Source organism: Bellilinea caldifistulae (assembly GCF_001306055.1).
Taxonomy (GTDB): Bacteria; Chloroflexota; Anaerolineae; order Anaerolineales; family Anaerolineaceae; genus Bellilinea; species Bellilinea caldifistulae.
On sequence record NZ_LGHJ01000004.1, the window covers coordinates 1 to 15,492 of the forward strand.

A 15,492-nucleotide genomic window follows, 5' to 3' on the forward strand; every position below is an offset into this window, starting at 1 on the left:
ATGATCCTTTGCCGGTTTCTTCGAAACGCTGCTTTTCCATCCCGCTGATCTCCAAAGTGGTTTGGTTCGATTGTATTAAGGTTTTCCCCTTTTCGTCAATCCCAGTTGTTTGTTTTTCAACAATCTCTGACTAAAATTATAATTGACCACGCCAAGATTTGCTATTATAATCACAGGCTTTGTTGATAAGAGTTCTTGCGTCTGGAAATAAAGGCGTTACTGAGAATAAATGAATATCGAAGATCAAACCGGTACGACTGTACTTCGCCGTGAAACCGAGGCCAAGCCCAAGAAAAGCTGGCGCACTTGGCTGATTGGCAGACCTTTACCAACTGCAGATGCCCCTCACCAAACGATTGGGGTGTTGATTGGGCTGGCTGTTTTTGCATCGGATGCGCTTTCCTCGACGGCGTATGCTACGCAGGAAATGCTGGTCATCCTGATGGTGTTGGGGCCTCAAGCTTATCAGTACGTCTTTCCATTGGCCATCGCAATTGTAATTCTATTGGGAATCGTTACTCTCTCCTACGAACAAACGGTTCATGCGTATCCAAATGGCGGTGGCGCGTATATCGTAACCCGGGACAATATAGGAGCCTTACCCTCAAAAGTTGCCGCTGCAGCATTGCTGACAGATTACATTCTGACCGTTGCGGTTTCTATTTCCTCGGGGGTTGCCCAAATTGTTTCTGCTATTCCGTCACTATTTGAATACCGAGTTTGGATTGCAGTTGGGCTGGTTGCTTTTATCATGGTGGTCAACTTGCGAGGGATTAAGGAGTCGGGCAAGACATTTGCCATTCCCACGTACTTTTTCATTATTACCATGTTTGTTACTGTGCTGGTAGGATTGGGAAGATACCTGTTTGGTACGCTGGGTGTGGTTACCGATCCACCACCACTCGAAATTCTTCACACAACCTATGGGGTGGGGGCTTTTCTAATTTTGAGAGCTTTTGCCAGCGGAACTGCGGCATTGACGGGTATTGAAGCCATTGCCGATGGCATCCCGGCTTTTCGTGAGCCTCGCTCCAAAAATGCGGGTACTACGCTGATCATCATGTCGCTCATTCTCGGCAGTCTGATGTTGAGTATTTCGTTTTTATCGGCTCACATTCAGGCTGTTCCGTCCGAGGCTGAAACGGTCATTTCGCAACTGGCGCGCACGGCTTTTAATGGGAGGGGTGGCCTGTACGGTGCAGTGATTATCGCTACGACCGTCATCTTGATTATGGCAGCCAATACCTCGTTTGCTGATTTCCCGCGGTTGAGCGCAATCACTGCAACCGATGGTTTGCTCCCGCGTCAGTTGACCTACCGTGGCAGTCGGCTGGTGTATTCACGGGGGATCGTGCTGCTGGCTTTGCTGGCAACTTTGTTGATCGTTGTATTTCAAGCCTCGGTCACACGCTTGATCCCGCTTTACGCCGTTGGTGTTTTTCTTTCCTTTACCTTGTCTCAAGCCGGCATGGCACACCGTTGGTGGAAAATAGGAAAGTTGAAAGAAGGACAAGAGTTAAGGGAACGCGGCTCGGTGCTCCGTTACGACCCAAACTGGCTTCTTAAGATGGTCATCAATGGCTTTGGGGCTTTTTGCACGGGTGTTGTGATGATTGTCTTTGCCGCAACCAAGTTTGTGGATGGCGCGTGGGTAGTGATTGTGATTATTCCCACACTGGTGGTGATTTTTAGCGGTATTCAGCGGCACTACCATCATCTGGCTGCCAAACTTTCTCTTGAAAATTACGGCGGCTTACCGCAGATCGGTCGTCATCGGGTGATCATCCCTATCGGCGGTGTTCATCGGGGTACGCTGGCGGCTCTGCGGTATGCTCGTACGCTCTCGGATGACATTACAGCCGTGCATGTGTCCCTTGATCCGCAGGAAGCCGACCGGGTGCGACAAAAATGGGAAACGTGGGGAGACGGCCGCAGGTTGGTCATTCTTGAATCGCCCTATCGCTTATTCATTGAGCCGTTGTTGGAATACATCAATGAAATCGAAGCCCTCCGTCAGCCCAATGAAATCATCACCATTGTCGTGCCGGAGTTTGTGCCGCGGCATTGGTGGGCCAGTTTACTGCACACTCAAACTGCACTTACTTTACGTATGGCATTGCTCTTTCATAAAGATATTGTCATCACCAGCGTTCCCTATCAGGTGGATTAATGAAAGCAGATCAAGAATCATCTCAAAAAAGAATGCAGATCATCGTGGTCGGCTGCGGCCGGCTGGGGTCAGCCCTGGCTTATCGGCTGTTTCGAGCCGGTCACTCGGTGGCGGTGATTGATTCATCGCCAACTTCGTTCAATAATTTGCCCCCCGATTTTACCGGCCGGCTTCATGAAGGGGATGCGCTCTCGCAGGATGTGTTGGTGCGGGCAGGTATCGAAAATGCCGATGCTCTGGCGGCCGTTACCAGCTCGGATGCCATCAATGCCGTGGTAGCACGGGTTGCCCGGGAGGTTTTTCATGTCCCCAATGTGGTTGCGCGCAATTACGATCCACGCTGCCGGGTGTTGTTTGAAGAGCTGGAACTTCAGGTGATCAGTTCGACCAGTTGGGGGGCGCAGCGGATTGAAGAAATGCTCTACGATTCGGGCGTTCATACGGTCTTTTCAGCCGGAAATGGGGAAGTGGAGATCTACGAATTTGTCATCCCTGAACGATGGGATGGTAAAACGTTGGAGGAATTGCTGCCGGATGAAGAATGCCTGCCGATCTCGATTACACGGGCTGGGCGGGCAATGCTGCCCCAATCCGGCTTGATGATCAAGGGCGGTGACATCATTCACGTAAGCGCTACCTTTAATGGCAGTAACTGCTTACGCCAAAAGTTGATGGAAGGAAGGGAGTAGCCAGAATGTATGTCATTATTGCAGGTGGCGGAAGAACCGGCGCCCAGTTGGCGCGGATTCTGGTTGCCCAAAATCATTATGTTCAATTGATTGATAATCGCCCAGAGGTACTGGCGCGTTTGCACAAAGAATTACCCACCGAGGTGATTTTTGAGGGACGCCCGATTGACCCGCTGGTGTTGGAAAAAGCCGGAGCAGAAAAAGCCGATGTACTGGCAGCCTGTACAACCGAAGATGAGGTTAATCTGGCGATTTGTTTCATGGCGCGTAGCCGTTATAAAGTTCCGCGAACTATTGCTCGCATCAATAATCCTCGTAACGCGTGGCTGTTTGATCACAAGTTTCATGTGGATGTGGCGGTCAATCAGGCCGAAATTATGGCATCCATCATCGAAGAAGAGATGTCGCTGGGTGATATGATGACTCTGATCAAGCTGCGGCGGGGGAATTATTCCCTTGTCGAAGAGAAAGTCCCTGCGGATGCTGCGGCATTGGGGGTTGCCATAAAAGACCTGAATTTACCTGAACATTGTGTGATTGCGGCTATCATTCGGCACGGAGAGGTGATTGTGCCGCGCGGTGTGACCACCTTTGAACCCGGCGATGAAGTTTTAGCCGTGGCAGATCCGGAAGGTGCCCGGCAACTGGCTAAAATGCTCTCCCCGAATAAGGCGGTCAATGGCCGTACAAAGTGAAATTTGTTTGACCACTACCCAAGCATAGGGTATAATTTGGTTCTACCCTTCGCAATCACCTGTGCACTGCGGAAATCGCCAAACATTTCGATAAAGGGGTTTGGCAATTTGCGCAGGACACAGTGGCTAAAAATCAATGAGGAAAGGATTACGATATGCCCAAACGGACATACCAACCAAAAATTCGCCGCCGTGTTCGCGTGCATGGCTTTCGCGCCCGGATGGCAACGGCTGACGGACGGCAGGTATTGAAACGCCGCCGCTTGCGCGGCCGCTACCGTCTGACAGTCACCGCAAACAGCCATGTTAAAAAGGTACGCTGGTAATCGGTGCTGTCTACGCAGGTAATGCCCTTAGGGCGCGACCTGCCGTTCATTGGTCTTCAATGGACGGATTCATGGGTGAAGCGCAAATTCAGGCTAAGACGGTCGAACGATTTCAAGCGGGTGCGGCAATCAGGTAAATCATTTACGCACCCGTTTGTTGTGTTAAGTGTGCTGTCCAATGAGGAAGGTCAATTGCGTATCGGTATTACCGCCAGCAAAGCAGTGGGCAGTGCCGTAGACCGGAATCGAGCCAAAAGGCGCTTGCGAGCGGTGGTGGACGGGTTGCTGCCCCGCATGCAGGCCGGCTGGGATGTGGTGCTGATTGCGCGCAAACCGGTCTTAACCGCCGATTTTGAAGACTTGACTCAATCGGTGTTGGAATTGTTGACTCGCGCGCACGTGATTGTTGAAAACGGGACAAGGTTCGATGATCGAGCATGATTATTCTCATGAACCGAGACTACGGGATTTACCGTTCAACTTCAAAACGGCGCCGCGTTGGGTTTTGCTGGGTTTAATCCGCCTCTATCAAAAACTGGTTTCACCAGCATTACCGGCCAACACCTGCCGTTTTTATCCGACCTGCTCACACTACGGTTATCAGGCCATCTACAAGCATGGCGCAATTAAAGGTACGCTTATGGCGGTGTGGCGGGTATTGCGTTGCAATCCTTTCAATCCCGGTGGATATGATCCCGTACCTTGAAGTTGAGCGAGAAATCTAACTGACACGAAAAAAATCTATGAAAAATACAAAAATTTTACTCATCGGACTGTTCCTGTTAGGAGCTGTATTGTTAACATCCTGTGGCGCACCGCTTTCAGGCTCCAGCTGGCCGGGGGTCAGCTCAAACGGCGATGCTGTCTACGTTGCCTATATGCAGCACGTTTATGCCATTCGGGCAGCGGATGGCAGCATGATCTGGCGTTTTCCAGAGAAAGCAGGGCGACAGATGTTTTTCGCCGCACCGGTGCTGGCTGATGATCAATTGCTTGTGGGGGATTATGAAAATGTCCTGCACAGTCTCGATCCGAACAGCGGGGTAGAAAAGTGGATCTTCACACAGGCTCAGGCCGATTGGATTGCCAGTCCGCTGGTGGTGGGGGATGTAATCCTCGCCCCGAATGCGGATCATTTTCTCTATGCCCTTTCCAAAAATGGATCGCTACTGTGGAAATTTGAAACCGGCCGGGCCTTGTGGGCGCAGCCGGTCAGTGACGGGGAGTTCGTATATCAGGCTTCGATGGATCACAAGGTGTACGCCATAAACCTTCGAACCGGACAAGAGCTGTGGTCATTGGATGTTGGCGGGGCGGTGATCTATTCACCCACCCTGGACGCCGAGGAAGGTACGTTGTATCTGACCACTTTGGCGCGCAATCTGATGGCTATCAACACGCAGGACGGTTCCATCCGCTGGCAGCGCCAATTCGAAGGCGGTTTGTGGACTCAGCCCGCCTTGCATGATGGCCGGCTTTACATGGGAGATTTGCAGGGAACAGTCTATGCCATCTCGACGAAGGATGGGGCTGAAATCTGGACTCAAAAAGTGGATCAGCCAGTGACCGGTAAACCAACAGTTCTGGACAGCCGGGTGATTTTTCCGACCGAGGATGGCAGTCTGATTGCCATGACGCTGGAGGGTGAGCGTTTGTGGAGCCGCACCTTTGAAGGAAAGTTGTACACCGGGCCGGTAGTCATCGGCGACCGTCTGGCAGTGGGCATTGCCGGCGGTAAAGAGTTTTTGAAAATGGTCTCGCTGGATGGGCAAGACCTTTGGACGTTTGTTCCACCTAAATAAGAGAGGTAAAAGTCATGTGGGACGCTTTGATTATTACGCCGTTTATCAACACCCTGCTGTTCATCTATAACATTGTTGGACAGAATTTTGGGATTGCCATCATCCTGTTCACCCTGCTGATTCGGTTAATTACCCACCCCTTGATGGTTAAACAGATCAAGGGAGCGCAGGCAATGCAGGAACTTCAAAAGAACGAAAAATGGATCAAAATTCAAGAAAAATACAAAGGTGACCGTGAAAAATTGGCACAGGAGCAAATGGCACTCTACAAAGAGTTGGGAATCAATCCGTTTGCTTCCTGTCTGCCAACTTTGATCCAGCTGCCGATCATTTTCGGCTTGTATCAGGCAATCATCTCTGCGCTGGCCAGTACACCACTGGATTTGCTGCGGTTGATCCGCCATATTTATCCCGGCCTTTTGCAGGTTGAATCGCTGATCCCGCTGAATTCGCGTTTCCTGTGGATGGATCTGGGTCAACCCGAACGGTTGTTCATTCCGGGGTTGAGTTTTGGCATTCCGGTACTGGTGGTTGTGGTTGTAATCACGACTTATGTGCAGGGGAAGTTGATTGCCACCCCTTCCGCCAATCCCAAAGATCAAACAGCGGCAATGTCGAATATGATGAACCTGTACATGCCAATCTTCATGGGATATCTGGCTTATACACTGGCTTCGGGTCTGGCTTTGTACTTTGTGGCTTCGAACCTGATCGGTATCCTGCAATATGCAATGTTAGGTAAAGTCAATTGGGGAAACGTGTTCCCATTTTTGAACAAACAGCCAGCGCCAGCCGGCAGCGGCGGGAAAAAATCCTATTCGAAATAGTGCAGCATCGCCCTAATTAAATTTGAAAAGGGAAGATTTGAGGAGGCTATGAGTCACGAGAAAACCACCCTTGAAATCATTGCTCCAACTGTCGAAGAGGCAGTTGCTAAAGGATTGAATCAACTTGGCCTGCGCGAAGAAGAGGTCGAAGTTGAAGTTTTGGATGCTGGTAGCCGTGGTTTCCTTGGTTTGGGCAGCCGTCAGGCGCGTATCCGTTTGTGGATCAAAGAAAAAGAGAGCGTTCAAACTGCTCCGCTGGAAAACGAAAAGAAACGACCGGCCAAGATTGAAAGGAAACCCGCTCTCTCAACAAACCCGACTCAGCCAACCGAAGGAACTCTGGACAGGGATGAGAAATTTGTATTGGCCACCGCTGAGCAAATTACGGGGGAGTTGTTGCAAAAAATGCACCTGAAAGCTCGTCTAAAGGCGAGCATGCTTCCCCCGCAGGATGAAAACGATCAACCGACGGTGATGGTGGAGGTGCAGGGCGAGGATTTGAGTATTCTCATCGGTCGGCGGTCGGAGACTTTGAATGCCTTGCAGTACATCACCAGCCTGATTCTAAGCAAAGAGGTTGGCCATTGGGTACCGTTGATTATTGATGTGCAGGGCTATCGTGCCCGAAGGGAACGTCAATTACGGGTGCTGGCACGCCGCAGTGCCGAACAGGTCGTGCACACCGGAAGAAAAATCACCCTTGAACCCATGCCGGCTAATGAACGACGAGTGATCCACCTTGAACTACGCGATCATCCGGAAGTAACCACCGAAAGCGTGGGTGAGGAACCAAACCGAAAGGTCACAATCTTTCTCAAGAAACACCATTCATGAATCATTATCAGAAACAGGCATTTTCAATGGCGAACTTGAAAAGCCTGTTTTCTTTTTGGAGATAATGTGACCATCTGGCAGTTCATCGTTTCTACCCATGCGGATGGCTTGCTGGGCTACCTTGGGGTCATTTTGACCATTTCGGTCTTCAATCTTTTTTGGTTTCGGCGAATTGACCGCTATCCGCCAGCTGCTCAAAAACCGCTCGTGTCCGTCCTCATACCAGCCCGAAACGAAGAGGAAAATATTGGGGCGTGTCTGGAGTCGGTATTGAGACAGGATTATCCCAACTTGGAAATCCGGGTTCTGGATGATCAATCTACCGATCGAACGGCTGAAATTGCCCGTCGTTACGTTCAGCAGGATCGGCGGTTGGTTTTGGTGGAAGGGAAACCTCTCCCGCCCGGCTGGTTGGGAAAGCACTGGGCGTGTCATCAGTTAGCCGAACAAAGCAGCGGTGAATTGTTGCTCTTTTTAGATGCAGATACGGTGCTTCATCCAAAAGCCATTACGCATGCGGTAAATACTTTTTTTCACGAACACGTCCAATTGCTTAGCGTTGTTCCGAAGGAAATTGTAAAAAGTTGTGGAGAACGGCTGATTCAACCCTTTTTCTTGTGGGCGGTTTACACGGTTTTACCCCTGGGCATTGCCAGAAAGGTGCAGCTTGACTGGTTGACCTTTACAATTGGCCAGTTTATGCTGTTTGACAGGCAGGTTTATTTTGAAATCGGCGGCCATGCGGCGGTGCGGAACGATGCAGTGGATGATCTGGCTCTGGGACGCCTGACAGTGAAACGGGGTTTCCGCTGGTGGCTGGCGGATGGGACGACGCAGGTGAAATGCCGGATGTATCGTTCTCTAACTCAGGTCATTGAAGGTTTTAGTAAGAATTATTTTGCGGCTTTTCGGTATAATCTCTTAACATATGGTTTTGTGTTTTCGTGGTTGATGATGGTTTTCTGGGAACCGCTGGTCGTTCTTTTTCTTAACCTGTTTGGTTTGAAAGCTAATTACTTTCCAATGCAAAAAGCTGGTGTGGCAGTGGGTCTCTCTCTGATGATTTGGGCTTTGGTTTATGCCCGTCTGAAATTTCCGGTTTATCTGGCCATTTTTTATCCCCTGACGGTGCTTTTCAACACTTTGATTGCGGTGCGCTCTTTCTATCTGACTATAAGCGGCACCTCTACTTGGAAAGATCGTCGTCTGGAACGGCCCAAAATTCGCTTTTTCTGACGGAGGAAAACTCATGAAAGCAGTGGATATCATCATAAAGAAACGCGACCGAAAAGTGCTGAGCCGTGAAGAAATTGATTTTTTTGTGCAGGGATTTACACGGGGAGAAATACCGGATTATCAGGTAGCGGCCTGGGCTATGGCGGTGATGCTGAACGGTATGACCGAACAGGAAACTACGGATTTGACTCTGGCAATGGCTTATTCTGGGGAGGTTTTGGATTTAACCGGTGTTGTTCCGATTGCGGTGGATAAACACTCAACCGGTGGTGTTGGGGATAAAACTACGCTGGTGGTTGAACCCGTGGTGGCTGCTTGTGGGTTACCGGTTGGTAAAATGTCCGGACGCGGACTTGGTTTCAGCGGCGGCACACTGGACAAGATTGAATCAATCCGTGGTTTTCGCACCGATTTGAGCAAAGAGGAGTTCATCCATCATCTGCGAACTTATGGATTGGTACTGACCGGTCAGACGGGGGATTTAGCCCCGGCGGACGGTAAATTATACGCCTTAAGGGATGTTACTGGTACGGTTCCGTCCATTCCTTTGATCGCATCTTCAATTATGAGTAAAAAAATTGCTGCCGGGGCGCAGGCAATTGTTCTGGATGTGAAAGTTGGGGCGGGTGCTTTCATGGAAACTCTGGAGGATGCCCGTCAGCTGGCGGAATTAATGGTGGCGATTGCCCGTCTTTCCGGGCGCAAAGCGGTGGCGGTTTTATCGGACATGAATCAGCCGTTGGGGTACGCCGTGGGAAATGCACTGGAATTACGCGAGGCAATAGATACCCTGCATGGCAACGGGCCGGAAGATTTCTACGAACATTGTATGGAAATTGCCAGCCACATGCTGGTGATTGGTGGAAAGGTTCAAGATTTGCGCGAAGGGCGCGATCTTGCGGAAGAAGCCTTACGGGAAGGGCGGGCATGGCAGCAATTCCGCACACTGGTGCAGGCCCAAGGGGGGGATGTTCGCATGGTGGATCAACCCGAATTGCTACCGAAGGCAGATTTCATTGAAAAGGTTTATGCCAGCCAGCAGGGGTATTTATCCGCTATTAACGCCCGGGAAGTGGGTGAAACCTCGGTAGATTTGGGGGCCGGCAGGACCAAAAAAGGAGATCCGATTGATCACGCTGTGGGTGTGGTTATCCATCATAAAGTTGGGGATTTTGTGCGTGAGGGGGATCTGCTTTTTACCATCCATGCCAATGACCGCTCCAAACTGGCACAGGCCAAACAACGATTACTGGCGGCGCACAGCTGGAGCACCACCTCGGTTCAGCCCTTACCTTTGTTTTACGGGGTAATTGAGTAGTCTGCTCCGTTTTGGGTGTAATGAAACTAAGATGGTTTGAGGTGGCATTTGCGTTATTGGTGATCGCCGTTCACTTAACGGTGATTTTTGCTCCAATGGATTTACTGTTGGAAAGATGGTTCACCACCGATGATGCTTTTTATTACTTTCAGGTGGCGCGCAACATCAGTGAAGGGAGGGGATCTACCCTTGACGGCATCCATCCTTCGAACGGCTATCATCCCTTGTGGATGCTTGTTTTGATTCCGGTTTTCTCGTTGGCACGCCTTGACCTTTTTGTGCCTTTGCGTCTGGTCGTTGGCTTGTCGGTGTTGATTTCTCTGACAAGCGGTATTATTCTGTACCGCTTTCTTTCAAAGACTGTTCATCCGTTTCTTGCAATGCTGGCGGCAGTTTTCTGGTTTTTTTTCCCTCCACTTCATCGCTCTATCACTCAACTGGGGATGGAATCGGCACTTAATGGACTGTGTGTAGGGGTATTGATTTTCCTGACTGGCCGCCTTTTAGAGAAGCCAATCGCTCAAGAGTCGTGGCGTGATCGCCTGCTTTTGGGGATGACTGCACTCCTGGTTTTGTTTGCCCGGCTGGATAATGTGTTTTTAGTATTAACCGTCGGTCTGGTGGTCGTGTTTCGCGAAAAGCGAAGATTCATTTTCTGGCTGTTTTATCTTACTGTGGGTCTCATTGCAATTTATCTGGCCTTTTTTTCTCGGATTGGTTTTCCTCGCTTGCTGAATGATTTTCAACATACCCTATATGCGATGATTGGACTGGGTGTGCCGCTTAAGATCATTCTGGCTTATAGCATGGGATTGTTTGATCCGATGTGGAGGGGACTTCGGAAGGAGTTCTCGAGGGTTTGCCTTGTCAGCCTGAGTTCGGCAGCCGTTGTAGCGATATTGTTGCTGATGCTCAATGTCAGCGGGGTCATCGGAAGCTATCCTCGCATGGTGGGTTTATTGGATATCTTATACAGTATGCTTCTATTTTTACCTGCGCGGCGACTGGCGATTGGGCTGGTGGGGAAAATTGAAGATCAGGAAATCTCACCGCTGCGGGAGTTTTTTCAAAATTTTCGCAAGTGGGTCTGGCGGGGGGTTGGGTATGCTTTACCGATTGTGATCGGTTTGAGCGCTTATCTGCTGCTTAATCTGGTTTGGTTTGGAACGCCGACTCCTGTCAGCGGTCAGGTTAAGCATTGGTGGGGTACGATTTTGGATATCGTTTATGGTCAACCTGTCAATAGCATTCCTGCCTTATTTGGTTTTTTTGAGAATATTGGTCAAAGCCCGTGGTGGTTGCTCTTTCTGCCGGCTTCAATAATAAGCAACGCTTTGTCAGGTGGAATGGGGGGAGTGGTTGAGAGTGCATGGTTAAGAGCGAGTCTGGTGGTTGGCTGGCTGGTATTGGTGTTGATTGGTTTGATTTGGAAAATCAAAAAATCCAATTTTGATCCTCGAATATTAGTGATAACCCCGGTTTTGTCTGCTTGCCTGCTGCAAATTATGTATTACACGGGGAGCTATTATGTGAATCTGCGCCCATGGTATTGGGTGAATGAGTCCCTTGTCGGGGTATTATTATTTGCTTTTTCACTGGATGGCTGGTTTCCCCTATTTTCTTTTATAAAACGAAAAGAAAAATGGCTCGTCGCCTTTGCCGGTTTAAGTATGATGGTGATATTTGTTTGGGGCAGTTTGAGATTACTTAATTCGTATGTGTTGCAGCGGAATACTGCTCAATCCTACTATCTTCTAGAGGTTGAATTACTGGAAAAACATACGCCTGCAGGGAGTTTAATTGGAATGCCGGGGGGCGGGACAACTGCCTATTTTATCCACGATCGCACTATCATTAATCTGGATGGCTTGATCAACAGTTATGATTACTTTCAACATCTCAAAAACGGGCGAGGAAGGGAATTCCTGGATCAACTGCGCCTGGATTATGTGTTTGGAAATCCGGGAATGATTGAAGACTCAGCTCCGTATTATTCCCTGTTCGATGGACGCCTTGAACCCGTAACTGATATTCTGGAATTCAGACTTTACCGGTACCGGGCTCCTTAACATTTGATTGGTTTTGCACTTGTCATTCGGTTAAATTCGTGGCATAATTTCGGCATCTTTATAAAAGCGATGATGGAAACGAGTAGGTTTGAACGCAGCCACAGCGAGTCCGGGTGGGTGTGAGCCGGGCGCAAAGCGACAAATCGAAAATCCTTCCGGAGCTGCAAACTGAACGCAGGGTTGCCTGTCAGTAGGGGCGCCGGTTTCGCCAGCCGTTAGATAAGGCGCGAATATTTCCTGAAAATGGCGTATTCGGCTGAGTGCCTGCTGGATCAGCAGGAAACAGGGTGGTACCGCGAGAAAACCCTCTCGTCCCTGTGTGGGCAGAGGGTTTATGTCTTAAATTCAAGTAATTAAAGGAGTGAACATGTTTCGACCGGTTTCTCCAAAACTCAATATTGTGTTAATGGAAGAGGGTGTGCTCCGATTCTGGAAAAAGCATCAAATTTTCCAGAAAACTATGGAGCAGCGGGAAGGTGGCCCGGAATACGTTTTTTATGAAGGTCCTCCCACAGCAAATGGTAAACCGGGTGTGCATCATGTGCTGGCACGCGCCTTCAAGGACGTATTTCCCCGCTACAAGACCATGCAGGGTTATCATGTCATCCGGCGCGGTGGTTGGGATACCCACGGATTGCCGGTTGAGATCGAGGTTGAGAAAAAACTCGGTTTTACCAATAAACAACAAATTGAGGATTTTGGAATTGCCCGGTTCAATGAACTTTGCCGTGAATCGGCCTTTTCCTACATTCAGGAATGGGAAAAGTTGACCGACCGGATCGCTTATTGGGTGGATTTGGATACGGCTTATATAACCTATACCAACGATTACATCGAGTCGGTTTGGTGGATCTTGAAGAATTTCTGGGACAAAGGATTGTTGTATCAGGGTTTCAAAGTTGTCCCGTACTGCCCGCGGTGTGGTACGCCGCTTTCCGACCATGAGGTGTCGCTGGGTTACGATGAAGCAACCGATCCCTCGGTCTATGTGCGGATGCCGCTGGTTGATGAACCGGATACCGCCTTACTGGTGTGGACGACGACTCCGTGGACATTGCCGGCAAATGTGGCGGTGGCTGCTCATCCGGAAGAAACATACGTGGTGGTGGAACGGGAAATGGAAGAAGGCGGCAGCGAAAAATTAATCCTCGCTGAAGCCCTACTTGAAAAGGTCTTCAACAACCAGCCGTTCACGGTTGTAAGGAAGATGAAGGGTAAAAGCCTGAAAGGCAAGCGCTATCAACCCTTATTTACCTTTGTTCCGCCCGACAAGCCTGCTCATTATGTAGTGATGGGCGATTTTGTGACTACCGAGGATGGTACAGGCCTGGTTCACATGGCGCCAGCTTTCGGTGCCGAAGATATGAGCGCAGCGCTGGAGTATGATTTGCCGATCTTGATGACGGTGGCGCCCAATGGCACATTTATCTCCGATGTGCGTCCCTGGGCAGGCATGTTCGTCAAAGATGCTGACCCATTGATCACCGAAGATTTGCGACAACGCGGTTTACTTTTCCGTTCGGGAACGTACACCCACACCTATCCGTTCTGCTGGCGCTGCGATACCCCTTTGCTGTATTATGCCCGCCCAACCTGGTATATTCGAACCAGTCAGTTCAAGGAGCGGATGGTCGAGCTGAACGAACAAATCAACTGGTATCCGGCTCACATTAAGACCGGAAGGTTTGGAAACTGGCTGGCAAACAACATTGACTGGGCCTTGGGCCGTGAGCGGTATTGGGGAACCCCCTTGCCGGTGTGGGAATGTGAGCAGTGCAAACATCAGGAGTGCATCGGCTCGGTGGCTGAATTAAGCCAGAAAGCGGGGCGTGATCTTTCCGGCCTGGACCTGCACCGTCCGCATGTGGATGAAATCATCTACTCTTGTCCGGAGTGTGGTGGAAAAATGCGCCGCATACCCGAACTGATTGATGTGTGGTTCGACTCGGGTTCAATGCCCTATGCCCAATGGCATTACCCCTTCGAAAATCAGGAAATTTTCGCCCGACAGTATCCGGCCGATTACATTTGCGAGGCCGTAGATCAGACCCGTGGGTGGTTTTATTCGCTTCATGCGATCAGTACTCTGCTCAACGATCAGGTCAGTTTCAAAAATGTGATTTGCCTTGGTCTGATTCTAGACGGCAAAGGCGAAAAAATGTCAAAATCGCGCGGGAATGTAGCCGATCCGTGGGATGTTTTGAATAAACACGGTGCCGATGCCATGCGCTGGTATCTTTATACCGCCAGCCCGCCCGGCCAGGAGCGGCGTTATTCATCCGAGCTGGTTTCAGAGGTGGTACGAAATTTCACACTGACCTTGTGGAACACTTACTCTTTCTTCGTAACCTACGCAAATCTGGACGGTTGGAAACCGGATGCTTCTCATCTCCCGCAATACAGTGATTTGGACCGCTGGCTACGATCCAGCTTGCATACACTGGTGCGGGATGTTACCGAGGCCATGGAATCGTACGATGTGTTGGGAGCCACCCGTCCAATTGAAACTTTTGTGGATCAGTTATCCAACTGGTACCTGAGGCGTTCACGGCGGCGTTTCTGGAAGAGCGAGTCGGATGAGGACAAGCGCGCAGCCTATGCAACGCTCTATGAAGCCCTGGTCACACTTTCCAAATTACTTGCGCCGACCATGCCTTTCATTGCAGAAGAGCTTTACCAGAATCTGGTACGCAGTCTGGATGAATCTGCACCGGAATCGGTACATCTGGCGCAGTGGCCCGGCTACGATTTAGCGGTGATTGATGAACGGCTCAACCGCGAAATGGCTCTGGTGATGAAACTGGCTTCGGTTGGACATGCTGCGCGAAATAAAGCCAACCGCAAAGTGCGCCAACCCCTGGCGGAAGCGGCTTTTTCGGTTGGCACGGCCGAGGAAATGCGCGTGGTCGAAGCCTACGCGGATTTGCTGGAAGATGAATTAAATGTCAAGAAGGTGCGTGTGCTGGATACAACCGCCGAAGCGGTTGCCTATTCGCTCAACCCCTTGCCCAAACAATTGGGTCAAAAGTACGGCAGCAAATTTCCGGCGATCCGCAAGGCATTACTGGAACTGGAACCCGAAACGGCTGCAAAACGACTGCTGGCCGGAAAGCCGCTTGAAGTGGTGCTGGAAGGGGAAACCTTTACCATTTTACCGGAAGAGGTGGAAGTGCGAGCGATGGCGCGTGAAGGCTTTGCAGTGGCCAGTGAAGGTGCCTATCTGGCGGCTTTGGTCACGGACTTGACCCCGGAACTTGTCAAAGAGGGGTTGGCACGGGAGTTTGTACGCCGGGTTCAAGATTTGCGTAAACAAGCCGATTTAGAAATTTCAGACCGAATCCGGCTTTATTACTCAGCCACACCTTTGCTGGCGGAAGCCGTTAAAGACTTTGCCGGTTATATTCAAGCCGAAACGCTCTGTATTGAGATGGTTGATTCACTGCCGGCTGAGAACCTGCCCACGACGCAGGATACCTTCGACGACCAGGAAGTGACCATTGCCCTGAAAAGGGTGGAATAAAATCCA

Annotated in this window: 13 protein-coding genes and 1 other annotated feature; all 13 genes read left to right on the forward strand. The window is 50.2% G+C overall.

All coding sequences use genetic code 11. From position 1 onward, the window contains the following. The first annotated feature begins 229 nt into the window (after window positions 1-229). The 13 genes from AC812_RS00800 to ileS all read left to right on the forward strand — a co-directional run bounded on the left by AC812_RS00800 (window position 230) and on the right by ileS (window position 15,486). On the forward strand, window positions 230-2,170 hold the full coding sequence (locus AC812_RS00800; protein ID WP_061918069.1) for an APC family permease: 1,941 nt from the start codon (window positions 230-232) through the stop codon (window positions 2,168-2,170). Then, on the forward strand, window positions 2,170-2,859 hold the full coding sequence (locus AC812_RS00805; protein WP_236839265.1) for a potassium channel family protein: 690 nt from the start codon (window positions 2,170-2,172) through the stop codon (window positions 2,857-2,859). The genes AC812_RS00800 and AC812_RS00805 overlap by 1 nt, the downstream gene beginning before the upstream one ends. A 5-nt stretch (window positions 2,860-2,864) precedes the next feature. Continuing rightward, the gene (locus AC812_RS00810) at window positions 2,865-3,554 is read left to right on the forward strand and encodes a potassium channel family protein (RefSeq protein WP_061918067.1); all 690 of its coding nucleotides are present in this window, start codon (window positions 2,865-2,867) and stop codon (window positions 3,552-3,554) included. A gap of 155 nt (window positions 3,555-3,709) precedes the next feature. Continuing rightward, a complete protein-coding gene (rpmH, locus tag AC812_RS00815) occupies window positions 3,710-3,880 on the forward strand; it encodes a 50S ribosomal protein L34 (RefSeq protein WP_061918065.1) in 171 nt (56 codons plus the stop codon). A gap of 21 nt (window positions 3,881-3,901) precedes the next feature. After that, window positions 3,902-4,321: a ribonuclease P protein component gene (gene rnpA, locus AC812_RS00820; RefSeq protein ID WP_061918063.1), complete on the forward strand. Its 420-nt coding sequence runs from the start codon at window positions 3,902-3,904 to the stop codon at window positions 4,319-4,321. Window positions 4,322-4,385: 64 nt separating this feature from the next. Further along, window positions 4,386-4,586, forward strand: a complete 201-nt coding sequence (gene yidD / locus AC812_RS00825; protein WP_061918071.1) for a membrane protein insertion efficiency factor YidD — start codon at window positions 4,386-4,388, stop codon at window positions 4,584-4,586. Between the two features lie 37 nt (window positions 4,587-4,623). Beyond that, entirely contained in the window at window positions 4,624-5,682 is a 1,059-nt protein-coding gene (locus tag AC812_RS00830; protein ID WP_061918061.1) for an outer membrane protein assembly factor BamB family protein, read from the forward strand. A gap of 14 nt (window positions 5,683-5,696) precedes the next feature. Further along, entirely contained in the window at window positions 5,697-6,509 is an 813-nt protein-coding gene (locus tag AC812_RS00835) for a YidC/Oxa1 family membrane protein insertase (protein ID WP_061918059.1), read from the forward strand. Window positions 6,510-6,557: 48 nt separating this feature from the next. After that, complete coding sequence (gene jag / locus AC812_RS00840; protein ID WP_061918057.1) at window positions 6,558-7,343, forward strand: RNA-binding cell elongation regulator Jag/EloR; 786 nt, start codon at window positions 6,558-6,560, stop codon at window positions 7,341-7,343. Between the two features lie 66 nt (window positions 7,344-7,409). Beyond that, complete coding sequence (locus tag AC812_RS00845; protein WP_061918055.1) at window positions 7,410-8,579, forward strand: glycosyltransferase; 1,170 nt, start codon at window positions 7,410-7,412, stop codon at window positions 8,577-8,579. A gap of 13 nt (window positions 8,580-8,592) precedes the next feature. Continuing rightward, a complete protein-coding gene (locus tag AC812_RS00850; RefSeq protein WP_061918053.1) occupies window positions 8,593-9,897 on the forward strand; it encodes a thymidine phosphorylase in 1,305 nt (434 codons plus the stop codon). Between the two features lie 20 nt (window positions 9,898-9,917). After that, window positions 9,918-11,966, forward strand: coding sequence for a hypothetical protein (locus tag AC812_RS00855; RefSeq protein ID WP_061918051.1), 2,049 nt, complete (start codon window positions 9,918-9,920; stop codon window positions 11,964-11,966). A 60-nt stretch (window positions 11,967-12,026) separates the two neighbouring features. After that, window positions 12,027-12,286, forward strand: a binding site (T-box leader). Window positions 12,287-12,333: 47 nt separating this feature from the next. Next, window positions 12,334-15,486 (forward strand): isoleucine--tRNA ligase, encoded by a 3,153-nt coding sequence (gene ileS, locus AC812_RS00860; RefSeq protein ID WP_061918049.1) that lies wholly within the window; start codon window positions 12,334-12,336, stop codon window positions 15,484-15,486. The last annotated feature ends 6 nt before the right edge of the window (window positions 15,487-15,492 follow it).

Excerpts from the sequence above, each read along its gene's own strand:
- AC812_RS00800 (WP_061918069.1), top strand. The coding sequence starts at position 230 with ATGAATATCGAAGATCAAACCGGTACGACTGTACTTCGCCGTGAAACC.
- AC812_RS00805 (WP_236839265.1), top strand. The coding sequence starts at position 2,170 with ATGAAAGCAGATCAAGAATCATCTCAAAAAAGAATGCAGATCATCGTG.
- AC812_RS00810 (WP_061918067.1), top strand. The coding sequence starts at position 2,865 with ATGTATGTCATTATTGCAGGTGGCGGAAGAACCGGCGCCCAGTTGGCG.
- rpmH (WP_061918065.1), top strand. The coding sequence starts at position 3,710 with ATGCCCAAACGGACATACCAACCAAAAATTCGCCGCCGTGTTCGCGTG.
- rnpA (WP_061918063.1), top strand. The coding sequence starts at position 3,902 with ATGCCCTTAGGGCGCGACCTGCCGTTCATTGGTCTTCAATGGACGGAT.
- AC812_RS00830 (WP_061918061.1), top strand. The coding sequence starts at position 4,624 with ATGAAAAATACAAAAATTTTACTCATCGGACTGTTCCTGTTAGGAGCT.
- AC812_RS00835 (WP_061918059.1), top strand. The coding sequence starts at position 5,697 with ATGTGGGACGCTTTGATTATTACGCCGTTTATCAACACCCTGCTGTTC.
- jag (WP_061918057.1), top strand. The coding sequence starts at position 6,558 with ATGAGTCACGAGAAAACCACCCTTGAAATCATTGCTCCAACTGTCGAA.
- AC812_RS00850 (WP_061918053.1), top strand. The coding sequence starts at position 8,593 with ATGAAAGCAGTGGATATCATCATAAAGAAACGCGACCGAAAAGTGCTG.
- AC812_RS00855 (WP_061918051.1), top strand. The coding sequence starts at position 9,918 with ATGAAACTAAGATGGTTTGAGGTGGCATTTGCGTTATTGGTGATCGCC.
- ileS (WP_061918049.1), top strand. The coding sequence starts at position 12,334 with ATGTTTCGACCGGTTTCTCCAAAACTCAATATTGTGTTAATGGAAGAG.